Raw genomic sequence first — 23,925 nt, 5'->3', positions numbered from 1 at the left:
GCAGGAAGGTCGAGACCATGACCAACACTTTGCTCAACGTCCAGACTGCAACAGGACATCAGGTCTTAGCCTCAGCGGGCAAGAAGATTTTGCGACCGGGCGGAAAACTCGCCACCGAGCAATTGTTCCAGTGGGCCGAGTTTAAACCCGGCGACACCGTTCTGGAGTTAGCTTCCAGCTTTGGCGAAAGTGCGATCGCCCTAGCCCAGCGATTTGGCGTTAACGTCGTCGGGATGGAGAAAAATCCTGACAGCGTTCAGCGGGCTCGTGCCCAAGTGGAGGCCGCCGGATTATCAGGACAGATTACTCTGATTGAAGGAGATATTTTCCAGCTAGACACCCTTCCAGACACCTTTGACTATGTTTTGGCAGAAGCCATTCTGACCCTGCAATCTCCCGCCGGAAAGGCCAAGATTTTGAGCGGAGTGCGCGATCGCCTCAAACCGGGCGGTAAATTTCTATCCCACGAACTCTTGGCACAAGCCCATGAGGAAGAAATTCATCAGCTTTTAGCGCAAACCATCCGAGCTAACTCTACGCCGTTATCCGAGGCGAACTGGATTTCAGCTTGCATAGCAGCGGGCTTAGCCGTTCATCAGCACCAAACTGGCCCCCTAGGACTGCTAAATATTGGTCGAATGATTCAGGATGAAGGGCTGGTGAATACCGTTCGGATTTTCGGGAATATCCTCACCCAACCCAACCTGCGAAAACGAGTTTTAGGGATGCGCCGAGCCTTCCGCCAATATCGGCAAGACTTGGGCTACATCGTTCTGTGTGCCACACGCATTTAATCAAGGAGAATCCAGATGACAACCCATACTCAATCAGCGCCATTAACTATTCAGCTCCGCGATCGGGCAGATTATACTAAATCCGGCGTTTCGAGAACATCCCTGGTTAAAGACGAGCAGGGGCAATTCAGTTTGGTGTGCTTAAGCGCGGGCACTCACGTCGCTGAACATACCGCCCCCCGCAATGTGACGGTGACCGTCATCGAAGGACGAGGCATCCTCACCCTTGACGGTCGCGAAGTTACATTGGAACCGGGCGTATTCGTTTACATGCCTGCCTATACGCCCCATTCGCTGCAAGCATTGGAAAATCTCGCGTTCTTACATACCTAAAAACCTTTCCGAACACGATAACGTTCTGCCCTAACTCAATCTGGGAGCGACAGCGATGGTCGATTCAACCTTAGATATTCCAATTCCTAGCCGACCGAGACGACTCAGTTTGCCCGCTTGGTTGGTTTTAATTTGCATCATTACCTTTACCGTGTTGATCGGTGCCGGAGCCGCCATCTGGAAAAATGCGCCGCCCATTCCGGTAACTGTGAGTTCTCCCCAACAGGAAATTATTCTCACTCAGGCAGATATCCAGCATGGGCAAGAAACCTATTTGGGACGAGGTGGCCAGCATATTGGTAGCATTTGGGGGCATGGCAGCTACCTGGCTCCCGATTGGACTGCCGATGTCTTGCATCGCTGGGGATTGGCCACAGCGGGGGTACTAGCCCAGAACAATCCGCAATTTTCCGAAGCTGACCTGCAAGCCCTGACCGCGCCAGAACGAGCCAGTTTGCAAGCGCAAGTGAGCGAGCAATTTAAAACCAACCGCTATGACCCACAGACTGGAGAACTAGTCTTGACCGCAGTCCAAGCCCAGGGTTTGCGGAAAGTTTTTCAGGATTATAAACAACTGCTGGCTCATGGTTCTCGCATCCACTCCATTCCCGATGGCTGGTTCCAAAACGACCAGCAAATTCATGATGTCACCGCATTTTTTACCTGGACTTCTTGGGCAGCAGCAGCCAATCGCCCCAATGCGCCGTTTTCCTACACCGCCAATTGGCCCCACGATGACCTGATTGGCAATCAACCCCCAGGACAGTTTGTGGTCTGGTCCATTGTGTCGGTTGTGGTGCTGATTGCGGCGATCGCCCTCTTCCTCACCCTCTATCTCACCCAAACCGAAGCCGATGAAGTTCTGACGGTGGCCCAACGGCCTGCTATTCGTCTAGCGACGCCGAGCCAGAAAGTCACCAGCCTCTTTTTTGGTGTAGCCATGGCCTTGTTTTTAGTCCAGATCGTCATGGGCATGGTGACGGCTCACTATGCGGTCGAAGGGGATGGCTTTTACGGGATTCCGTTGCAACAATACTTACCCTATGCTGCATCGCGCACCTGGCACCTCCAATTAGCGATTTTCTGGATTGCCACCTGCTGGTTGGCGGCTGGACTCTATTTCGCCCCGCGCTTCGGTCAACATGAACCCAAGCGCCAAGCCTGGGGCAATGCGGGGCTACTGACGGCATTAACGGTGGTTGTGGTCGGCTCTTTAGCTGGTTCCTGGTCTGGGATTCAGGGAATTTTGGGTAAATACAGCTTCTGGTGGGGGCATCAGGGCTACGAGTATGTGGAACTGGGTCGGGTGTGGCAACTGCTGCTGATTGGCGGGATGGTGTTCTGGCTCTGGCTAATGTACCGGGCGCTCAAGCCTGCCCTGAAGCACGACGCGGATCGCACCGGACTCAATCATTTCTTCCTCTATAGCGCGATTACGATCCCGCTGTTCTACTCGGCGGGGTTGATGTATACCAATCACACCCCGTTGAGTGTGGCGGAATACTGGCGTTGGTGGGTGGTGCATCTCTGGGTGGAAGGATTTTTTGAGGTGTTTGCCACCGTGACGATCGCCTACCTCTGTAGCGAACTAGGCTTCCTGAAAAAGTCTTCTGCCTTGCGCGCCACCTATTTAACCACCATTCTGTACCTCGGTAGCGGTGTAATTGGCACCCTGCACCATCTCTACTTTGCGGGAACGCCTGTGTTCATCGCCGCCATGGGAGCCGTGGCCTCGGCCCTCGAAGTGGTGCCATTGACTCTGATTGGCTTTGAAGTCGTCAAGACTTTACGTCTATCTCAGGAAGCAGAAGGCTTCTATCGTTGGCCGTTGCGATTTTTTCTGGCCACCTGTTTCTGGAATCTGGTTGGCGCGGGGGTCTTTGGGTTTCTGATTAATCCGCCGATTTTTCTCTACTACTCCCAAGGACTCAACACGACTCCAATTCATGCTCACTCGGCTCTGTTTGGTGTGTATGGGTCTCTGGCCTTGGCTCTGATGCTATTCGCTCTGCGTGAAATTGTGCCAGATCGGGCTTGGAATGAAAAGCTGCTGCGGTTTTCATTCTGGTCTTTAAACGGAGGATTGGTCGCTATGCTGGTGACTGGGCTGATTCCCAACGGGTTCTACCAACTCGTGCAATCGGTCAATCATGGCACCTGGTATGCCCGTAGTGCTGAGGCGATCGGGAGTCCCTGGATGCAGTGGACCGTCTGGCTGAGAATCCCAGGGGATATTCTGTTCAGTTTTGGCGCGCTGGCAATGGTGGTGTTTGCCCTGCGGGCCATCCCGGCGGTGTTTCAGACTCCAACTCCGACACCCACAGATGCGCAGCCTTCATAGAGACGGGTCTGGAGTGCGATCGCCTTTACCCGTAGCGATCGCCTCCAACCCTTCCCCATCCAAGATAGTAATCTTGCCGCCCCGATGGTAGGACACGATTCCTTGCAATTGCTTAAACCTAGGTAAACAGGGCACCCTGAATATTGTCGTAGCGCTTTAGCACGGCTTTAATATCAATACTGTTTTGGGCTTGAGGCATGGTTGAGGACTGGCTGGCAACGGTTAGATTGGATCTGGCGCTTGGGGTTGGAAGAGTTGAGATTGCTGCTCGAGGCGATCGCATTGGCGATCGTGCATCCCTTGGCCGCGTTTAAACCCTTTCAGTTTGCAAACCTATCGCTCGCAAGCAATTTCTACACCTGAGGCAGATTTAGCAGCTTGCCTGGGTTAGGGCAGTTGCTGGAGTTGTCGATTGACGCCTGAACCCTCGAGAGACGTTCAGTCAATCCCTAAAAGCTGTTTGAGCAACGTCCGCTCCTTAGCTTTGGCGCTAAATCGTCCGTTTTCAAGATCTCGAATCCAGCTTTGGCTTTTTTTAGTTTTCTGAGCCAGCTCTCTTTGGCTCCAACCCAAACTTTTTCGAGCTTCTACAATTTGTTGGCTGTCTAAAACAATTGGCTCTTGAACTTGCTTCTTCGTCCGAGTCGATCGCTTGGGTTCGGGCTTGGGAGATACTTGTTCCCAGTCAGAGGGCAAATGGAAGTAGCTAAAACGAGCATTCATGAGTCGGTTCCACTTGCCGCGCGGCCCGGCGTCCGTCAACCGATTGGTCAGGGTTCCGTCGTTCGTCCAAAATTCCAGCGCCGCTTCCGCATCGTCGGGCAGCTCGGACAGTTTTGCCCAGAGGGGTTGAATCTCCTCTGGGTACGTCACCGGATCGAACATGGGTTTGAGGCCGAAGTGGTTCAAAACTTCCAGGTCGCTTTCAAAACAGCGGAGCAGTCGTTTTCGATCTTCGCGCGACGTTGCCGCCCGTTGGACTTTATCCGCGCCATAGGCCACCCGCATCAGCGTGGGTGCAGTGATGCGCTGATCTTTGCCCACCTTGGTCTTAAAAAGCAGCCAGAACATCATCCGCACTGCGCCTTCGTGCTGTTGCCATTGGCCCATCGCAGCAGTCAGGAGGGATTTCGGCAGGGTACTGTATTGGTAAAATGCCGTCCTTTCCTTGCAGTCTTTGCGGTTGAGGAAATACTGGGTCCATTGACCTGCTTTAATGCTGACGGTAATTCCCACTAGATGTTGGTAACCCAGTTCGTCTTCTTGAAAGTGGTGTGCGATCTCTTGCAGGTGCCAGAGGCGACTGTTCTTGAGTTCAAAAGCCTGGATTTTTCCTTGTTGCGGCCAGTGCATCGTTGTAAGCAACGAGCAGGGCTGCTGCACCAGTTCTTTGACGAGCGCTAGTTTGTCAATTTTGCTGAGATCCTTGCGCTTGTCGAGGCCGAGGTAAGCTTCGATCGTTCGATCGTCGATCTCGAACACTTCCTCCCAAGGTTTTTCCAGAGTAGTGGCATAGGCTGCATAGAGGAGATGCAAACAAGCGGCTCGGATATCTAGGGCGTTAATGCGATCGCGCGCCTTTTTCCCAGCAAGCGGTTTGACAATTTCTGTCGGCTGGGCTTCTGCAATTTGAAAGGAAAGGTGCCCGCGATTTTGGTTGATCGGACGGCCATAGACCATCGCTCCGTCCGCATCGGTTTCCCAGGGTAGCGATTGTCGTTGCGCCAATACGTTGCATAACTCCCAAGACACAATTGACGATGCAAACGGATGGTTCTTCCCATTCGCAAACAGATCGGGCCGGATCGGGCGCTCGTCTGCTTTGAGCCTCCCTTTTTTGGCTTGCCAAGGAACGGGTACCGAGATAGGACAACTGCTCGCACAAACGGGTTCTTCCGCATAACCCTCGCAGTCATTACAGAGCGTGGGATCGATCCAATACCGATCGTCGATTGTTTTGATGGCATCTACCGGGCATAACGGCGCGCAAGTATCGCATCGATCGCATTCATTGGTAATGGCTTGGGCCACGATCTTACCTCGCTACTTCAAGTGTGCTGGACCGGGAGTAGAGACTGAACGATGGCATTCATTACGGAGCGATAAAAATCTCAACCGGATAGACCGATTCTCTCGCTCACCACAGATCGCCGATGGGATATATCTGTAAGATTCGAATTCACGAGACAACTAAACCTTAAACGGACGCCTTGCCTCGATTTCAGAATTCTTATGAGTATATTTACTAAATTACTAGGATCCAGAACTGTATCGAGTCGCGCATTTTATCTTTTCTTAAGATTTTGGCTCGACCTTGGATCTGCGTTGGATCTGTTATGTTGTTCGGAAAAGTAAAGTGTAGTAGCTTGTAGGGAGGGAACTGGAACAGAAAATATTAAACTGCGGTGGCAACAAGTTGCCTCAGTTTTGCGCGCTGCATGTTTTTCTGATTCGCAGGTGTACGATGTAAAGCGCTGTTTAGCCGTAACCGATCTTTTAAGAAAAGACCCCAACTTCTCTGCGCGTGTCAGTGCAGGAAGTTGGTATGCGCTCGAATTTGCGTAGATGCGCTCGAGCCGCAGTACGCCTGCATGCCTAATAAGCAATATATTTCTGGAATTCACGCTTAGTTAGAATGAATTCACGCTTAGAGATACTTTGGGATTATCTCTGTGACTTCTAAAGTACGGTCAAATCGGAGACTTGAGGTTTCTATCGCTTCCTGACAAGGTAGTATCCTCGTCCAGTTGCTGAATTGGTACCGCCGATCGCGCGCGACCCATCCACCCAATCTAGAAAAGAGGTATCCCCATGACATTGAAGACCGAGACCTGGATGACCGATCCCGCCTACGACATTCTGCGTTCGGAACGTCAGGTGCTGAAGTCTTTTTTCGAACCGCAATCGATCGCCGTGATTGGTGCCAGCGAATCGCCGGGGAGCGTGGGCAAGACTCTCCTACGGAACTTGATTCAAAACCCGTTTGGCGGAACGGTATTCCCCGTCAATCCCAAACGCAACAGCGTCATGGGTATCAAAGCCTACCCCTGCTTAGCGGACATTCCCGATGCCGTAGATCTGGCCGTCATCGCTACCCCCGCTGCAACGGTGCCGGGGCTGGTGCGCGAATGCGTTGCTGCTGGGGTCAAAAGCGCCATTGTTGTCTCGGCAGGGTTTAAGGAAATCGGGCCGGAGGGGATTGCCCTGGAACAACAAATTTTAGCGGAGGCGCGGCAGAATGGACTGCGGATTATTGGCCCCAACTGTTTGGGTCTCATGAATCCCCATTCGGGACTGAATGCGACCTTTGCCAGTGCCATGGCGCGCCCTGGGAATGTGGGGTTTATCAGCCAGAGCGGGGCGCTGTGTACTTCCATTCTGGACTGGAGCTTTCGGGAAAATGTAGGCTTTAGCGCCTTTATTTCCATCGGCTCCATGCTGGACGTGGGCTGGGGAGATTTAATCTACTACCTGGGCGACGATCCCCACACCCAAAGCATCGTGATTTACATGGAATCCATCGGCGATGCGCGCTCCTTTCTGTCGGCGGCGAGGGAGGTCGCGTTTGCCAAACCCATTATCGTGATTAAAGCCGGACGTACGGAAGCAGCCGCCAAGGCATCGGCCTCCCACACTGGAGCGATGACCGGGAGCGACGATGTGTTGAATGCGGCCTTTCGGCGCTGCGGCGTGTTACGGGTGACGCGAATTTCGGAGCTGTTCAATATGGCGGAAGTGTTAGCCAAGCAACCCCGCCCCAAGGGGCCGCGCCTGACGATTATCACCAATGCGGGCGGTCCTGGGGTGTTGGCGACGGACATGTTAGCCACTACAGGCGGGGAGTTAGCGACCCTCTCGCCAGAGACGACGGAGCGTTTAAATGAGGTATTGCCCCCCTTCTGGAGTCACGGCAATCCGGTGGATATTTTGGGGGATGCAACGCCGGAGCGTTACCTGAAAACCGTGGATGCCGTCCTGCAAGACCCCAACAGCGATGGCGCGCTGGTGATTTTGACGCCCCAGGCCATGACGGAACCCACCCAGATTGCGGAGGAGCTGAAGACCTATTTAGAACAAAACCCCCAGCAGGGGCGATCGCCCAAACCGATCCTGGCCAGTTGGATGGGCGGGGCCGATGTGCTGGCGGGGGAGGCCATCCTGAATAGCGCCAGCATCCCCACCTATGCCTACCCGGATTCGGCAGCGCGGGTGTTTAACTATATGTGGCAGTCTAGCTACAACCTCCAAGCCCTGTACGAAACCCCCAGCCTCGCCGACGATGCCGACGGATCGCCCGATCGGGAGGCGGTGACGGCGATTCTGGACTGCGCGCGGGCGGAGGGGCGCACCCTCCTGACGGAGACGGAATCGAAACAGGTTTTAGCGGCCTACCACTTGCCCACGGTTCAAACCCTTACGGCCTCTACGGTTGAGGACGCTATGGAGCGGGCGGACGGCCTGGGGTATCCGGTGGTGCTCAAACTTTGGTCGGAAACCATTACCCATAAAACCGACGTGGGCGGGGTGCAGCTCAATCTCGGCGATCGCGAGGCGGTGCGTCGGGCCTTTGAATCCATTGTCAAAACCGTTGGCGAACGGGTAGGGCCGGAGCATTTCCAGGGCGTGACGGTGCAGCCCATGGTGCGTCTCAGCGATGCCTACGAGCTGATTGTGGGCAGCAGCATCGATCCACAGTTCGGGCCTGTGTTGCTGTTCGGCAGCGGCGGGCAACTGGTGGAAGTGTATCGAGATCGGGCGATCGCCCTCCCGCCCCTCAACACGACTTTGGCGCGGCGGATGATGGAGCAAACCCAAATCTACAAAGCCCTCAAGGGCGTGCGCGGGCGAGCCCCTGTGGATTTGGATGCCTTAGCGAAGCTGATGGTTCGCTTCAGCCAGTTGGTCGTGGAACAGCGCTGGATTAAGGAGATCGATATTAATCCATTGCTGGTGACAACGGAGCCAGATGGGAATCGATCGCCGTTCATCGCCTTGGACGCGCGGGTGGTCCTCCACGATCCGACGCTAGCGCTCCACGAGCTGCCGAAGCCCGCCATTCAGCCCTATCCCATCCAATACGTGGGGACTTGGGAGATGCGAGACGGCACCCCGGTCAAGATCCGTCCCATCCGACCGGAGGACGAACCTTTGGCCGTGAAGTTTCACCAAACCCTCTCGGAACAAAGCGTGTATTTTCGCTACTTCCATTTGATGAAGTTGAGCCAGCGTACCGCCCACGAACGGCTCATGCGCCTCTGCTTCATTGACTACGATCGCGAAATGGCCCTCGTTGCAGACTATAAAAATCCCGAAACGGGCGATCGCGAAATTCTGGCGGTGGCCCGCTTGAGCAAACTGCACGGCGTCAACGAAGCGGAGTTTTCGCTGATGGTGAGCGATCGCTACCAACGCCAGGGACTCGGGACTGAAATGTTGCGCCGTTTGTTGGACGTGGCCCGCAACGAACACCTGGATCTGGTTTCGGCGGAAATCCTGCCCGAAAATACAGCCATGCAACGGGTGTCCGAGAAGGTTGGATTTGCGCTGAGGCGATCGCCTCGACTCGTTGTGGCATCCATTCAGTTACCCTAGGCAGATGTCTTGGATTAAATACAAAAAAACTCGATTTCGTAGATCGAAAACTCATTTTCGATCTAGCATAGAGGTATGAATAGAGGCAGGAATTAAAACAACATAATGATTGTTAAATTGATTGGTTTAATTCCTTTTTTTGCCTCTAGAGTATCTAAAAATTCCCTTAAAAAGGGAGCTTCAGTTATCCAATTTAAGTCGGCTCGAATAAACTCAGAGCTAAAATTCATGGGCTTTGACCGTCCGAAAAATTAATTTTCGATGATAAATACGAAGCTTTTTAAAAGTTTTATTATTGAACTAGCGAGGTTATTTCTGAGACCTCCAATCTTCTGTAGCATTTTCGGTCAAGAGAGCCTGCCCGCTTCGCAGAGGTGACCTATGCCAACACTCGATACTCAAGTTTCCCAGGTTCGCCAGCCAGAGAGTTCATCAATGGCTCGATCCGCAACGAGTTGCGATCGCCGTTACAAAACCCTGGACATGACGCTGAAGCGCAACCGCTATCAGCCCGACGCGCTGATCGAGGTGTTGCATAAAGCGCAGGAATCCTTTGGGTATCTGGAGGAGGAAGTGTTGCTTTACATTGCCCGTCAGTTGAAGCTACCGCTGAGTCGGGTGTATGGGGTTGCCTCGTTCTACCATTTGTTTTCCCTCAAACCCAGCGGCGTCCACAGTTGCGTGGTGTGTCTGGGGACGGCCTGCTATGTCAAAGGCGCAACCCAGATTGTCGAACGGCTGGAGTCTGAACTGGGCATCAAGATGGGCGAAACCACTCCCGACGGACAGGTTTCGTTGCTCTCTGCCCGTTGTATCGGGGCCTGCGGGATTGCACCCGCAGTGGTGTTCGATGGGGTCGTCGGCGGTAAGCTCACGCCGGAAGAATCGTTGGCAAAGGTGCAAGCGTTGTCCAAAACGTTGTCCGAAATCTAGATTTATCCCGACCGATTGGCTCTAGCACGTTGGTTTCTGTAGCACGTTGGTTTAGAGAGGAGTTGCAGGATGGATATCACAGAGCTATACCGCATTGCCGCCGAAGAGCGCGATCGCCGCAAGCCGAAACGCATCCGTTGTTGCACGGCGGCGGGGTGTCAGTCTTCTGGGGCGGAAGCCGTTCTGAAAGCGCTGAAGGACGAAATTGCCGCCGCAGGGCTGACGGAAGACGTGGAAGTCTCTAGCGTCGGCTGTCTGCGCTTTTGCGGGCGCGGCCCGCTGGTCGCCACCGATCCCGACGGCAAGCTGTACGAGCAGGTCGCGGCGGAAGATGCGCCCTCTTTTGCTGCCGGGATTCAAACGGGGGCGGTGAAGGCACAACCCTGCGATCCAAACCAGCCTTTCTTTGCCGGACAGCAACCCATCGTGCTGGAAAACAGCGGTCAAATCGATCCCGAACGGATTGAGGAATACATCGCAGCGGGCGGCTACGAATCCCTCTACCGAGCGCTCTACGAGCTGACCCCCGCCGAGGTGGTGGAGGAAATCACTCAAAGCGGCTTGCGCGGACGGGGTGGCGGCGGTTATCCTACGGGGCTGAAGTGGGCGACGGTGGCTAAAATGCCGGGGGATCAGAAGTACGTTATCTGCAATGCGGATGAGGGCGATCCGGGGGCGTTTATGGACCGCAGCGTGCTGGAAAGCGACCCCCATCGGGTGCTGGAGGGGATGGCGATCGCCGGATATGCGATCGGTGCGAGTCACGGATTTATCTACGTCCGGGCCGAGTATCCCTTGGCAATTCAGCACTTGAATAAAGCCATCCAGCAGGCGAAGAAATACGGATTGCTGGGCAGTCAAATTTTCGAGTCTGGGTTCGACTTCAAAATCGATATTCGGATTGGAGCCGGAGCCTTTGTTTGCGGCGAGGAAACCGCCTTGATCCACTCCATTGAGGGAGGGCGCGGCAATCCGCGCCCGCGCCCTCCCTATCCGGCAGAAGCGGGGTTGTGGGAGTGTCCGACTTTGATCAACAACGTCGAAACCTATGCCAATATCACGCCCATCCTGCGCAAGGGAGCGGACTGGTACAGCAGCATCGGTACGGAAAAGAGCAAGGGCACGAAGGTGTTTGCCCTCACCGGAAAGGTGCAGAACACGGGGTTGGTGGAAGTGCCGATGGGGACGACCCTGCACCAGATCGTAGAAGAGATGGGCGGGGGCGTGCCGGACGGTCGCGTGAAGGCGGTGCAAACGGGGGGGCCTTCGGGGGGCTGTATTCCAGCGGAATTTTTCGACACGCCCGTGGAGTACGAGTCCTTGCAACGCCTCGGTACCATGATGGGGTCCGGCGGCATGATCGTGATGGATGAGTCCACCAGCATGGTGGAAATTGCTCAGTTTTACATGGACTTTTGCCGGGGCGAAAGTTGCGGCAAGTGCGTGCCCTGTCGGGCTGGAACGGTGCAACTTCACGAAATGCTGACCAAAATTGTCAAGGGTCAGGCCACGGCATCGGACCTCGACAAAATGGAAGCGCTCTGTCAAATGGTGAAGGAAATGAGCCTGTGCGGGTTGGGGCAATCGGCTCCGAATCCGGTGCTGAGTACCCTTCGGTATTTCAAGGGCGAGTACGAGGCGCTCTTGCGTCAGGACGCAGCCGCCATCCCCTAACCTCGACCGTTCCGTGAGGAGAACCACGAGTCATGACCGTAAAAACGCTCAAAATTGACGGGAAGGATGTTGCGATCGAACAGGGTGCAACGATACTCCAGGCCGCGAAGGAAGCGGGAATTAAAATTCCGACCCTTTGCTTTTTGGAAGGCGTGACGCCCGCTGCCGCCTGTCGGATGTGCATGGTCGAAATTGAAGGCAGTTCTAAACTTCAGCCCGCCTGCGTCACGGAGGTGGCAGAAGGGATGGCAGTTCAAACCAATACGCCTAAGCTGCAAAACTTTCGCCGCATGAATGTGGAATTGCTCTTCGCGGAAGGGAATCACGTTTGTGCGATTTGCGTGGCCAACGGCAATTGCGAGTTGCAGGATATGGCCATTACGGTCGGCATGGATCACTCGCGCTTTCCCTATCGCTTCCCCGATCGGCATGTGGATGTCTCCCACGAACAGTTCGGCATCGACCACAATCGCTGCATTCTCTGCACCCGCTGCGTCCGGGTTTGCGACGAAATTGAGGGGGCGCACGTTTGGGATGTGGCCCAGCGGGGCGAACATTGCTTCATCGTGTCTGGGTTGCATCAACCCTGGGGCGAAGTGGATGCCTGTACGTCCTGCGGGAAGTGCGTGGATGCTTGCCCCACGGGGGCCATCTTCCGCAAGGGCAGTACCACGGGCGAGAAAGAACGCGATCGCGCCAAGTTGGAATTTTTAGTGACGGCACGGGAGAAACGCGAATGGACAAGATAAGGTTTGCAACGGTCTGGTTGGCGGGATGTTCCGGCTGTCACATGTCCTTCCTGGATTTGGACGAGTGGTTGATCGAGCTGGCCCAGCACGCCGATGTGGTGTTTAGCCCCGTGGGTTCCGATATCAAGGACTATCCCGAAAACGTGGATGTGTGCTTGGTGGAAGGGGGCGTTGCTAATGAGGACAATCTGGAATTGATCCAGAAAGTTCGCAAGCAAACCAAAATCCTGATTTCCTTTGGGGATTGTGCCGTCACGGCCAATGTCCCCGCGATGCGAAATATGTTAGACGGGGCGGAATCGGTACTCAAGCGCGGTTATCTGGAGTTGGCGGAATATTCGCCGCAACTTCCCCACGAACCGGGCATCGTACCGGAGTTGTTAGACCAAGTCGTGCCCGTGCATCAGGTGGTGGATGTGGATATCTACATGCCGGGCTGTCCGCCTCCCGCCGATCGCATTCGGGCGACCCTAGAGCCTTTATTGCGGGGAGAAATGCCCGTGATGGAAGGCCGCGACATGATTAAGTTTGGATAGGGAGGATGCCGATGTCACGTACTGTTGTTATCGATCCCGTCACCCGCATTGAGGGTCACGCCAAAATCTCCATCTTCCTGGACGATGCCGGGGAAGTCTCCGACGCCCGCTTTCACGTGGTGGAATATCGCGGCTTCGAGAAGTTCTGCGAAGGCCGTCCCTTTACGGAAATGGCCGGAATTACTGCTCGGATTTGCGGGATTTGTCCGGTGAGCCATCTGCTCGCTTCGGCAAAAACCGGGGACAAAATTCTAGCCGTCAAAATTCCTCCTGCTGCCGAGAAACTGCGGCGGATGATGAATTTGGCACAGATTACTCAATCCCATGCCCTCTCGTTTTTTCACCTAAGTAGTCCCGATTTTCTGTTGGGCTGGGATAGCGATCCAGCCCAACGCAATATTTTTGGCTTGATTGCAGCTAACCCCGATCTCGCACGGGCGGGAATTCGACTGCGACAGTTCGGTCAAACTGTTATCGAAAAACTAGGCGCACGCAAGATCCATGCAGCTTGGACGGTTCCCGGCGGAGTGCGATCGCCCCTCTCCCCAGAAGGCCGCCAGTGGATCGTCGATCGCCTCCCGGAAGCCTTCGAGACGGCGAATCTGGCGTTGGGATTGTTCAAGGGAATGTTGGACGAGCAGCTTAAAAGCGAAATCGATATCTTTGGCGAGTTCCCCACTCTGTACATGGGATTAGTCGGGCCAAACGGCGAGTGGGAGCATTACGACGGCAAACTCCGGTTCACCGACAGCCAAGGCAACATCGTCGCCGATGGACTTAGCGAGGACGACTATCACGCGTTCCTCGGAGAAGCTGTGGAACCCTGGTCCTACCTCAAGTTTCCCTACTACCAACCCCTAGGCTACCCCGATGGGATCTACCGCGTGGGGCCGTTGGCGCGGCTGAATGTCTGCGATCGCATCGGCACGGAAGGCGCAGATCGGGAGTTGCAGGAATTGCGCGATCTCGCTGGGGGCGTTCCCACGTCTTCCTTCCTGTATCACTACGCTCGTCTGATTGAAATTCTGGCCTGTCTGGAAAAAATCCAGGAATTGGTAGATGATCCCGATGTGCTCTCCTCGCGCTGTCGCGCCCACGGCGGAGTGAATCAGCTCAATGCGGTGGGGGTTAGCGAAGCGCCACGGGGCACGCTATTCCACCATTACCAAGTGGATGAAAACGGGTTGCTGGAGAAGGTGAATTTGATTATCGCCACCGGACAAAACAACCTGGCGATGAACAAAACTGTGGCTCAAATTGCCAAACATTACATCCACGGTTCCGACATTCCCGAAGGATTGCTCAACCGCGTGGAAGCAGGGATTCGCTGTTACGATCCCTGCCTGTCCTGCTCCACCCATGCAGCAGGACAAATGCCCCTCCACCTGCAACTGGTTGCCGCCGATGGTCGTTTACTGGATGAGGTATACCGATGAAAACTTTAGCGATCGGTTACGGTAATTCCCTTCGGGGCGATGATGGCGTTGGCCCCTGGGTCGCGGATCGAGTCGCTGCCTGGAACTTGCCGGACGTGCGATCGCTGTCCGTCCACCAACTGACGCCTGAATTAGCCGCAGAGATGGCGGAAGCAGAAGTCGTATTTTTTATCGATGCTTGCACGATCGCAGGAGGAAGAACGCAGGCTCGCCTCGAACCCGTAGCGTCCCAAAAAGGAAGGAGTCAACTCGATCATCTTTGGAGTCCTAGCGTCCTATTGCACCTTGCCAACACGCTCTACGACGCCGATCCAGCGGCCTATCAAATTCTGATTCCAGCCATTCGATTCGACTACGGCGCACCGCTATCGGCGATCGCCCTTGAGGGAGCGGCTTGGAGTTTAGAAACGCTGAAAGACTATATCGCCAATCCCCGATCGACTCGCTGGAAGGAGGCTTTATGCACGAAGTCGGGTTAATGGAAAACGCACTGGCGATCGCCCTCGATTATGCCACCCGCGAGCATGCCACTCGCATCCATGAAATTGCACTGCGCGTTGGCGATCTCTCTGGCGTAGAACCCGACGCCCTGCGGTTTGCCTTCGATGTCGTCACCCAGGGCACGATCGCCGAACGAGCGCAACTGAACATCGAAACCTGTCCGACGGTTTGTTATTGCAATAATTGTCAGCGGGAATTTAGACCTACGGAACTGGGATATGAGTGTCCGATCTGTCAAACCTGGAGTACTTACGTGCTTCAGGGCAAAGAACTCGAACTCGCATCCTTGGAGGTGTCCTAATGTGTACTAATTGCGGATGTAACGAAGTAGATTCCGTTGTGCTCCATAGCGCCACCGAATCTCACCCCCACCCCCATCACCATCACCATCATGACCACCACCACGGCCATGACCATTCCTCTCCTGCCCGTACTGTCGAAGTCCGCGAGCGATTGATGTCGAAGAACGATCGCTTTGCGCTGCAAAATCGGGAGGTTTTTCAATCCAATGACCTGTTGGTGTTGAACATTCTGTCCTCTCCAGGGGCAGGGAAAACCGCCTTGATCGAGCGCATGGCCAAAGTCCGGGGCGATCGCGCCGATCGAGTGGGCGTCATTGTTGGCGATCTCGCCACTGAAAACGATGCCCAGCGGATCCGGGCAGCCGGGGCAACGGCGCTGCAAATTACCACCGGAACGGCCTGTCACCTCGAAGCCGATATGGTGGCCCATGCTGCCTCCCATCTGGGGTTGGCGAACCTGGATCTTCTCGTCATCGAAAATGTCGGCAATCTGGTTTGCCCTGCGGCCTACGATTTGGGCGAAACCCTGCGGGTCGTCCTGCTGTCCGTGACCGAGGGCGAAGATAAACCCCTGAAATATCCCACGGCGTTTCAGTCGGCAGACGCGGTGCTCTTGACCAAGACGGATATTGCCGAAGCCGTCGGGTTCGATCGCGCAACGGCGATTGCCAACGTGCGCCGGATGGCTTCCCATGCCATGGTGTTTGAGGTTTCCGCCCGTACGGGCGCGGGGATGGATGCGTGGCTGATGTATCTCCAAGCCCAACGCAATCTATTCCGAGGGAAATTGCCCGTGGAGGTCGTCCAATGATCCGACCTGTCCCCTTGTCCCATCCCCTGTCTCGACGCCTGCATTTGCAGGTGCGGGGGATGGTGCAGGGCGTAGGGTTTCGGCCTTTTGTCTATACCTTGGCGACGGAGTTGGGGTTGGGCGGCTGGGTCAGAAACAATGACAGCGGTGTGGATATTGAAGTGGAAGGAAGTTCGTCTGGGTTGACCGCGTTTGTGGAACGCTTGGAACGCGATCGCCCCGCTCACGCTATCCTGTCCCAATTGGAAACGGATTGGCTGGCCCCTTGCGGTTACGAACGGTTTGAGATTCAGGCTTCTGCCCCGGATTCTTCGGTCAAGTCGGCTTGGATTTTGCCCGACTTGGCCACTTGTCCTGCTTGTCTGAGGGAGATTTTCGATCCGCGCGATCGCCGATATCAATATCCTTTCACCAACTGCACCCACTGCGGCCCTCGGTATAGCATTCTGACGGCGCTCCCCTACGATCGCCCCAACACGACCATGCAATCCTTCCCCATGTGTCCCGACTGCCAGCGGGAGTACGACGATCCGCGCGATCGCCGCTTTCACGCACAACCCAATGCTTGCCCTGCCTGCGGCCCTCGCTTGGCGTTATGGGATCGCCAGGGCAAGGCGATCGCTTCAGGATCTTCTTCCTCTGAGTTCATTACCCTTGCTGCGGATCGGATTCGGCAGGGAGAGATTCTAGCGCTGAAAGGGTTAGGCGGGTTTCATCTGATCGTCGATGCGCGCAATGAAGGAGCAGTGCGGCGGCTGCGCGATCGCAAACATCGCCCCGTCAAACCCTTCGCTGTGATGTATCCGACCTTGGACGCGATCCGTCAAGATTGCCGAGTCTCTCCGGCAGAGGCAGACTGTTTGACATCCGCCGCTGCCCCGATCGTTTTGCTTCAGCAACTTTCGCAATCGACCCTGGCGGCATTGATCGCGCCCCATCAGGCGACCGTGGGTGCGATGCTGCCCTCCACGCCCCTGCACCATTTGCTATTGGCAGAACTGGGATTTCCAATTGTGGCGACTAGTGGCAATCACTCTCGCGCGCCGATTTGTGCGGACGAGCGAGACGCGATCGAGGAATTGGGGGCGATTGCCGATATTTTTCTAGTGCATAACCGTCCTATTGCGAAACCTGTGGATGATTCAGTGGTCAGGGTCATGGGCGATCGTCCGATGGTGTTGCGGCGATCGCGGGGGTATGCGCCATCTCCCCTTTCTGCGTCGAATGCAGAGAAAGAGATTGCACCTACGCTTTCATCCCTGCATTGGCCCCGTTCGGCTCCGCTCGCGGCAAGCCCTAAATCCCCCATTCTGGGGGACTTTGAACCTGCTTCGCTTGCTTGTATCCTCGCGGTTGGCGGTCATCTCAAAAATACCGTCGCACTCTCCATTCAAGGTCAAATCCTCGCCAGCCAGCACTTGGGCGATCTGGACGAGGCTGAAACGGCTCAGCGGTTTCATGCAACGATCGCCCAACTTCTGGATCTGTACGCCGCAAACCCCGTGGCGATCGCCCATGATGCCCACCCCGACTACGCCTCCACCCAATTTGCTCAAGCCTTGAGTCAGTCCCTCAAGATTCCGGTACTTCCCATTCAGCATCACTATGCCCATGTTCTATCTGGGATGCTCGATAACGACCTAGAGCCGCCTGTTTTGGGAATTGCCTGGGACGGGACGGGTTATGGACTAGATGGCACTCTCTGGGGCAGCGAGTTTTTAGATATTTCTCATTCCATAGGATTCCAGCGAGTCGGTCATCTGCGCACTTTTCCGTTGCCAGGGGGCGATCGCGCAGCCAGAGAACCGCGCCGCGCGGCCTTAGGGTTGTTATACGAAGCCTTTGGAGAAGCAGCTTTCGATCTAGATGCTCCTACTCTAAAAGCCTTTCAACCGCAAGAACTCAAGCTACTCCGAGCAATGTTGCAAAAAGGCATCAATTCGCCCAGAACTTCCAGCATGGGACGCTTGTTCGATGCGATCGCCTCCCTACTCGGCCTCTGCCACCAATCTACCTTTGAGGGAGAAGCCGCCATGCAACTGGAGAGCGCCTTGGAAGGTATCCATACCCCTGAAACCTACCCCTACGAACTAGAGCAAGATGCAACTGGAACTTGGATCGTCAACTGGCAACCCATGCTAGTCAGCATCCTAAATGATCTGGCAAAAACTCCGAACTCAAAGTCCCCCAGCATCGGGGGATTTAGGGGGCGAGTGCAAAGCGCTACGGAACATATCCAACCCCCTCACCCCATCGGAGAAATCGCAACCAAATTCCATAACACGCTGGTAGAGACGATCGCCGCGATCGCCCATCAAGCTGGAATCGCGCAAGTCGTGCTGACGGGGGGATGTTTCCAAAACCGCTATTTGCTCGAACGCTCGATCCGGCGGCTGCGAGACGAGGGGTTTGCGCCCCATTGGCACCATCGGATTCCGCCCAACGATGGCGGCCTTGCGGTCGGGCAGATCCTGGGCGCTCACTGGGTTTTAGAACATAGCAACGCAGGAGGCGCGCCATGTGTTTAGCCGTTCCCGGTCAAATTGTGAGCATTGCCGAACCCTCCCCCGACCGGGAGAACGACGCGCTCTTTCGCACGGGTAAAGTCAGCTTCGGCGGCATTGTCAAAGACGTCAGCTTAGCCTACGTACCCGAAGCCACCGTCGGCAATTACGTCATCGTCCACGTTGGCTTTGCCCTCAGCATCCTGGACGAAGATGAGGCGCAAGCCACCTTCAAAGACCTGAACCAATTGGGAGCGATCTCATGAAATCTTTAACCTTCGAAACCCTAGATGGCAATGAGGCCGCAGCCCGGATCGCCTATCGCCTCAATGAAGTCATCGCCATTTACCCCATCACGCCCTCCTCAACGATGGCAGAGTGGGCCGATACCTGGGCGACTGCGAAGCAGCCAAACCTGTGGGGCGCGATTCCCAGCGTCGTCCAACTCCAAAGCGAGGGCGGCGTCGCCGGAGCCATTCACGGCGCGCTCCAAGCCGGATCGCTGGCCACAACCTTCACCGCTTCCCAAGGGCTGTTGCTGATGATTCCCAACCTCTACAAAATTGCTGGGGAACTGACGCCCATTGCCATCCACGTTGCCGCGCGATCGCTCGCCGCCCAGGGACTTTCCATTTTTGGCGACCACAGCGACGTGATGTCCGCCCGCGCTACGGGCTGCGCCTTACTCTGTTCCAGCTCGGTTCAAGAAGCCCAGGACTTTGCGGCGATCGCCACCCGTGCCGCCTTTGATTCGCGAATTCCGTTCCTGCATTTCTTCGACGGCTTCCGCACTTCTCACGAAGTCCAAAAAATCGAATTGCTCGCAGATGAAGACCTGCGATCGTTTATTCCCGCCGCCCCGATCCTGGCCCATCGTCACCGCGCCCTCACCCCCGACCGTCCCGTCATTCGCGGTACCGCCCAAAACCCGGATGTCTACTTCCAGGCACGGGAAACGGTGAATTCCTTCTACGAAGCCTGTCCGGGACTCGTGCAAGCCGCCATGGACGACTTCGCCCAGTTGACAGGTCGTGCCTATCGCCTGTTCGACTACCACGGCCATCCAGAGGCGGAGCGGGTCATTGTCCTGATGGGTTCGGGTTGTGAGACGGTTCAGGAAACCGTGGATTACCTGATGGCGCAAGGCGAAAAAGTGGGCGTCCTGAAAGTGCGGCTCTATCGCCCTTGGAGTCTGGATGCTCTTGCGGCTGCCGTGCCGGAGTCAGTCAAGGCGATCGCCGTCTTGGATCGCACCAAGGAGCCGGGCAGTTTGGGCGAACCCCTCTATCAGGATGTCGTGAATAGCCTCGCCGAAGCAGAACGCAGCAGCATTCGGGTTGTGGGCGGACGCTACGGGCTTTCTTCCAAGGAATTTACGCCCGCTATGGTCAAGGTCGTGTTCGACAATCTGATGGCAGCTAAACCCAAAAATCATTTCACCGTCGGCATTGTGGACGATGTCACCCATACCTCTTTGGCATTTGACCCCAGCTTTCAAATCGAACCGGATTCCGTGGTCAGAGCCATCTTCTACGGCTTAGGCTCCGATGGCACTGTGGGTGCAAACAAGAACTCCATCAAAATCATTGGGGAAGAAACGGACAATTACGCCCAAGGCTACTTCGTCTACGATTCCAAAAAATCCGGCTCGGTGACGGTCTCTCACTTGCGGTTTGGCCCCGACCCCATCCGCGCCCCCTACCTCATCGAGCGCGCGAATTTTGTAGCCTGTCACCAGTGGGAGTTTGTCGAAAAATTTGAGGTCTTGAAGGAAGCCAAACCGGAAGCCACGGTTCTTTTCAACAGTCCCTACAGCGCTGAGGAAACCTGGCAACATCTGCCTGCCGCACTTCAGGACATCGTCCTCGCCAAACGGCTCAAGGTCTACGCCATCAATGCCACCCAGGTCGCTCGCGATGCAGGCATGGGCGGTCGCATCAATACCGTCATGCAGGTGTGCTTCTTTGCCTTGGCGGGTGTATTGCCACGGGAAGAGGCGATCGCCCAAATCAAAAAAGCGATCCGCAAGACCTACGGCAAAAAGGGCGAAGCCATCGTGCAAATGAACCTGACCGCCGTCGATCGCACCCTCGACAACCTCCACGAAGTACCCCTAGGCGCGCCCGTCGCCGTGGGAGCCGTTGCAGCAGCGGCATCCCACAGCCCCGTCCCCGACCGAGCGCCCGCCTTCGTACGCGACGTGTTAGGCCCCATGATGGCGCGCCACGGCGACGACCTGCCCGTCAGCGCCCTCCCCGTGGATGGCACCTACCCCACGGGCACCACTCAATGGGAGAAACGCAACATCGCCACCGAAATTCCCGTGTGGGACCCAGACGTTTGCGTCCAGTGCGGCAAATGCGTCATGGTTTGCCCCCACAGCGTCATCCGCGCCAAAGTTTACGAACCGGAGCAGTTGACCGATGCCCCTGCCACCTTCAAAAGCACCCAAGCCCGCGATCGCGATTGGCACGATCTCAAGTTCACCATCCAAGTTGCTGCCGAAGACTGCACCGGATGCGCCCTCTGCGTGGACGTGTGCCCCGCCAAAAACAAACTCGAACCGCGCCTTAAGGCCATCAACATGGCACCGCAACTGCCCCTGCGGGAACAGGAACGGGAGAATTGGGACTTTTTCCTCAACCTGCCGAACCCCGATCGCAGCCAGCTCAACCTCAATAAAATCGGGCAGCAGCAGTTGCAAGAACCCCTCTTCGAGTTTTCGGGGGCCTGTGCAGGTTGCGGCGAAACGCCCTATATCAAACTGGCCACGCAATTGTTTGGCGATCGCATGTTAATTGCCAACGCGACGGGCTGTTCTTCGATCTACGGCGGCAATTTGCCCACCACTCCCTGGACGTTCAACGGCGAGGGACGCGGCCCTGCCTGGTCGAATTCCTTGTTTGAAGACAATGCCGAATTCGGGTTGGGCTTCCGCATTGCGCTGGATCAGCACATCGAACAGGCGATCGCCCTGCTTCAGGAGCTGATGCGTCATGAGGGTTCTCCCATCCCCGCCGAATTAGCAACCGCCCTCACAAACGCGGAACAAACCGACGAAGCCGATATCTTCGAGCAACGGGAGCGGATCGCGCAATTGAAGGGGTATCTCGCCAACTGGCTCCATCAGCCGAACCTGCTTCCCAACCTCAGCGAGCAGATCGCCAGCCTCCAAACCCTCTCCGACTATTTAGCTAAAAAAAGCGTCTGGACGATCGGCGGCGATGGCTGGGCCTACGATATCGGCTACGGCGGCCTCGATCACGTTCTGTCCAGCGGTCGCAATGTGAATATCCTAGTGCTGGATACGGAGGTGTATTCCAACACGGGCGGCCAAATGTCTAAGTCCACACCTAAGGGAGCAGTCGCTAAATTTGCCTCTGGCGGTAAACCTGCACCTAAGAAAGACCTGGGCCTCATGGCGATGACCTACGGCAATGTCTACATCGCCAGCGTCGCGATGGGCGCGCGGGACGAACATACCTTGCGCGCGTTCCTGGAAGCGGAGTCTTACAACGGCCCCTCGCTGATTATTGCCTACTCCCACTGCATCGCCCACGGCATCGATATGCAAAAAGGCATGCAGCAGCAAAAACTCGCGGTCGATTCGGGGCGCTGGCTCCTCTACCGCTACGATCCGCGCCGCACGGAACAGGGCGAAAATCCGCTGTTGCTGGATTCGCGATCGCCCAAACTCCCGGTCGAAACGGCGATGTACAGCGAAAACCGCTTCAAGATGCTTTCGCGCAGTAGCCCGGAGGATGCGAAGCGATTGCTCAAGGAGGCTCAAGCGGAGGTGAATACGCGCTGGCAGATGTATCAATATCTGGCTGCTCGACCTGCAACATCTAATCCGTAGATTAGAAGTGCTAGATCGGTTAACATCGAGCTATAGCTCAGGCATGAACGGTAAAAAATGGTTGTCCAAATTCCCGTCAAACGGATTGATGTGCCACCGGGACAGCATGTATTGCTGCATGGGGTAAGCTGGCAAGAATTTGAGGCCATTCTAGAGGATTTAGGAGACCATCGAGGATCGCGGCTGGCCTATGACAAGGGAGTCTTAGAAATTACGATGCCGCTGCCAGAGCATGAATACGATAAGGAAATTGTCGGCGATCTCCTCAAAGCGTTATTGGAAGAATTAGACATTGAGTTTTTGACTCTCGGTTCAACCACATTCAAAGATCCAGACTTACAACAAGGTCTCGAACCCGATCAATGCTTTTACATCCAAAACGAAGCCCGTGTGAGGGGTAAGAAGCGATTAGATTTAGCCATCGACCCGCCACCAGACTTAGCCCTCGAAATTGACGTAACTTCACGCACCCATCCCGATCTTTATCAAGCCTTGAAGGTGCCTGAGTTATGGTGCTTTGACAGAGGGGTGTTGCTGATTGCTGTTTTACGGGACGGAAAGTATGTTGAAGTTTCTGAGAGTCCAATTTTTCCAGGACTCCCTCTCATCGAAGCAATTCCCCAATATTTAGCGCACAGTAAAACGGCAGGTAGAAATGCCACTTTGAAAGCATTTCGTCATTGGGTTAGAGGCGATGCAAAGCGTACCTAACGTCTTTACGGTTTTTCTCAGGGAGAAACTAAACTCGAAATTTCTCCATTAACCAGGTGGTGGTTGCCGATTGGTTTTCCTGACGGCTGCGCTGGAGGGCTTCTTCTAAAATATCTAGCTTCAGACCTGGTAATACCTGCGATTCTCGAATATGCCGAATGCTGCCATCGGAGGCGATCGCAAATGCCATAATTTTTATTGCTTGCACGTTCACAATCCAGTATTCAGGAATGCCAAGCCCCTCATATTGAAACCGTTTTGCCCCTAGATCGTCTGCCAAAGAGGTATCTGATATTTCAATGACTAAATTGGGTAGTGGGTATTGCTCTAAATCAATGACTCTGGTTCCCCAAGGAATCGCATTCGCGATCTCGCCAATGTAGTAGGAAATATCTGGCTGAAACTCATCAAACCCAGGTTTTCGATAGGAACAACCGTCATGCCCCGTCGCTAAAATCCCTTGATGTGCCACAAAAAAGGACAACGCAAACATCATTAAAGCATGGTCTTTAGAATGGTCAGCACCCGTAGACATGGGTTCAAATCTCATGTGGCTGCTGTAGTAATAGCACTTCAGCTTTGCAGAAGCTGGGTCGTCGGCAAGTTTGACAAACTCTTCCCAGGAGGCGGGCTGCCATGTGTTGAGTGGCGTTTGGATTTGCAACTGAGTCACGATCGTTGCCTAAAAATGCAGGTTTTGTTCTATTCATTCTACAAAAAATCTGTGCGATCGCCTTTACAACAAGCCACGCTCGATATTGTGGACTCAGTTGAACGAAAGCAAACTTAATGCTGAACTGCTGCTGTTTGATGTGGCGGCATAAGGATGGGGAGAGGAGAACACTCATA

The 23,925-nt window shown here is 55.1% G+C and carries 19 protein-coding genes; 17 read left to right on the top strand and 2 right to left on the bottom strand.

The genetic code is table 11. The features are described 5' to 3' along the window. Positions 1 to 17 precede the first annotated feature (17 nt). The 4 genes from R6H26_RS18470 to R6H26_RS18455 all read left to right on the top strand — a co-directional run bounded on the left by R6H26_RS18470 (position 18) and on the right by R6H26_RS18455 (position 3,831). Positions 18 to 794, top strand: coding sequence for an SAM-dependent methyltransferase (locus tag R6H26_RS18470; protein ID WP_404784470.1), 777 nt, complete (start codon positions 18 to 20; stop codon positions 792 to 794). Between the two features lie 15 nt (positions 795 to 809). Beyond that, positions 810 to 1,127 (top strand): cupin domain-containing protein, encoded by a 318-nt coding sequence (locus tag R6H26_RS18465; protein ID WP_404784468.1) that lies wholly within the window; start codon positions 810 to 812, stop codon positions 1,125 to 1,127. A gap of 55 nt (positions 1,128 to 1,182) precedes the next feature. Further along, entirely contained in the window at positions 1,183 to 3,468 is a 2,286-nt protein-coding gene (locus R6H26_RS18460; protein ID WP_404784467.1) for a nitric-oxide reductase large subunit, read from the top strand. A gap of 201 nt (positions 3,469 to 3,669) precedes the next feature. Beyond that, positions 3,670 to 3,831, top strand: a complete 162-nt coding sequence (locus R6H26_RS18455) for a hypothetical protein (RefSeq protein WP_404784465.1) — start codon at positions 3,670 to 3,672, stop codon at positions 3,829 to 3,831. Positions 3,832 to 3,906: 75 nt separating this feature from the next. Here the strand turns inward: R6H26_RS18455 and R6H26_RS18450 are convergent, their stop codons facing one another. Further along, entirely contained in the window at positions 3,907 to 5,499 is a 1,593-nt protein-coding gene (locus tag R6H26_RS18450) for a helix-turn-helix domain-containing protein (RefSeq protein ID WP_404784463.1), read from the bottom strand. Between the two features lie 780 nt (positions 5,500 to 6,279). Here R6H26_RS18450 and R6H26_RS18445 point away from each other — a divergent pair. The 13 genes from R6H26_RS18445 (at position 6,280) to R6H26_RS18385 (ending at position 23,076) form a co-directional block, all read left to right on the top strand. Further along, positions 6,280 to 9,060, top strand: coding sequence for a bifunctional acetate--CoA ligase family protein/GNAT family N-acetyltransferase (locus tag R6H26_RS18445; protein ID WP_404784462.1), 2,781 nt, complete (start codon positions 6,280 to 6,282; stop codon positions 9,058 to 9,060). A gap of 381 nt (positions 9,061 to 9,441) precedes the next feature. Next, the gene (gene hoxE, locus R6H26_RS18440; protein WP_404784460.1) at positions 9,442 to 9,993 is read left to right on the top strand and encodes a bidirectional hydrogenase complex protein HoxE; all 552 of its coding nucleotides are present in this window, start codon (positions 9,442 to 9,444) and stop codon (positions 9,991 to 9,993) included. A gap of 69 nt (positions 9,994 to 10,062) precedes the next feature. Then, the gene (nuoF, locus tag R6H26_RS18435; RefSeq protein ID WP_404784458.1) at positions 10,063 to 11,667 is read left to right on the top strand and encodes an NADH-quinone oxidoreductase subunit NuoF; all 1,605 of its coding nucleotides are present in this window, start codon (positions 10,063 to 10,065) and stop codon (positions 11,665 to 11,667) included. Between the two features lie 32 nt (positions 11,668 to 11,699). After that, complete coding sequence (gene hoxU, locus R6H26_RS18430) at positions 11,700 to 12,416, top strand: bidirectional hydrogenase complex protein HoxU (protein WP_404784457.1); 717 nt, start codon at positions 11,700 to 11,702, stop codon at positions 12,414 to 12,416. Next, entirely contained in the window at positions 12,404 to 12,952 is a 549-nt protein-coding gene (locus R6H26_RS18425) for an oxidoreductase (RefSeq protein ID WP_404784456.1), read from the top strand. Before hoxU ends, R6H26_RS18425 begins: the two co-directional genes overlap by 13 nt. Before the next feature lie 11 nt (positions 12,953 to 12,963). Further along, positions 12,964 to 14,388, top strand: a complete 1,425-nt coding sequence (locus R6H26_RS18420; protein WP_404784455.1) for a Ni/Fe hydrogenase subunit alpha — start codon at positions 12,964 to 12,966, stop codon at positions 14,386 to 14,388. Further along, on the top strand, positions 14,385 to 14,867 hold the full coding sequence (locus R6H26_RS18415) for a hydrogenase maturation protease (RefSeq protein ID WP_404784454.1): 483 nt from the start codon (positions 14,385 to 14,387) through the stop codon (positions 14,865 to 14,867). The genes R6H26_RS18420 and R6H26_RS18415 overlap by 4 nt, the downstream gene beginning before the upstream one ends. Next, the gene (gene hypA, locus R6H26_RS18410) at positions 14,849 to 15,190 is read left to right on the top strand and encodes a hydrogenase maturation nickel metallochaperone HypA (RefSeq protein WP_404784452.1); all 342 of its coding nucleotides are present in this window, start codon (positions 14,849 to 14,851) and stop codon (positions 15,188 to 15,190) included. The genes R6H26_RS18415 and hypA overlap by 19 nt, the downstream gene beginning before the upstream one ends. Continuing rightward, on the top strand, positions 15,190 to 16,002 hold the full coding sequence (hypB, locus tag R6H26_RS18405; protein WP_404784450.1) for a hydrogenase nickel incorporation protein HypB: 813 nt from the start codon (positions 15,190 to 15,192) through the stop codon (positions 16,000 to 16,002). Before hypA ends, hypB begins: the two co-directional genes overlap by 1 nt. Continuing rightward, positions 15,999 to 18,530: a carbamoyltransferase HypF gene (hypF, locus tag R6H26_RS18400; protein WP_404784448.1), complete on the top strand. Its 2,532-nt coding sequence runs from the start codon at positions 15,999 to 16,001 to the stop codon at positions 18,528 to 18,530. Before hypB ends, hypF begins: the two co-directional genes overlap by 4 nt. Then, entirely contained in the window at positions 18,521 to 18,772 is a 252-nt protein-coding gene (locus R6H26_RS18395) for a HypC/HybG/HupF family hydrogenase formation chaperone (protein ID WP_404784446.1), read from the top strand. Before hypF ends, R6H26_RS18395 begins: the two co-directional genes overlap by 10 nt. Continuing rightward, a complete protein-coding gene (gene nifJ / locus R6H26_RS18390) occupies positions 18,769 to 22,365 on the top strand; it encodes a pyruvate:ferredoxin (flavodoxin) oxidoreductase (RefSeq protein WP_404784445.1) in 3,597 nt (1,198 codons plus the stop codon). Before R6H26_RS18395 ends, nifJ begins: the two co-directional genes overlap by 4 nt. A gap of 57 nt (positions 22,366 to 22,422) precedes the next feature. Further along, positions 22,423 to 23,076: a Uma2 family endonuclease gene (locus tag R6H26_RS18385; RefSeq protein WP_404784443.1), complete on the top strand. Its 654-nt coding sequence runs from the start codon at positions 22,423 to 22,425 to the stop codon at positions 23,074 to 23,076. A gap of 28 nt (positions 23,077 to 23,104) precedes the next feature. Here the strand turns inward: R6H26_RS18385 and R6H26_RS18380 are convergent, their stop codons facing one another. Then, on the bottom strand, positions 23,105 to 23,749 hold the full coding sequence (locus tag R6H26_RS18380) for a Uma2 family endonuclease (protein WP_404784442.1): 645 nt from the start codon (positions 23,747 to 23,749) through the stop codon (positions 23,105 to 23,107). Positions 23,750 to 23,925: the final 176 nt, after the last annotated feature.

It is taken from the genome of Altericista sp. CCNU0014, from assembly GCF_044923475.1.
Classification (GTDB): domain Bacteria; phylum Cyanobacteriota; class Cyanobacteriia; order Thermosynechococcales; family Thermosynechococcaceae; genus JAAURS01.
The sequence above is the reverse complement of the archived record's forward strand: the minus strand, read 5'-3'. Positions and strand labels throughout refer to the sequence as shown.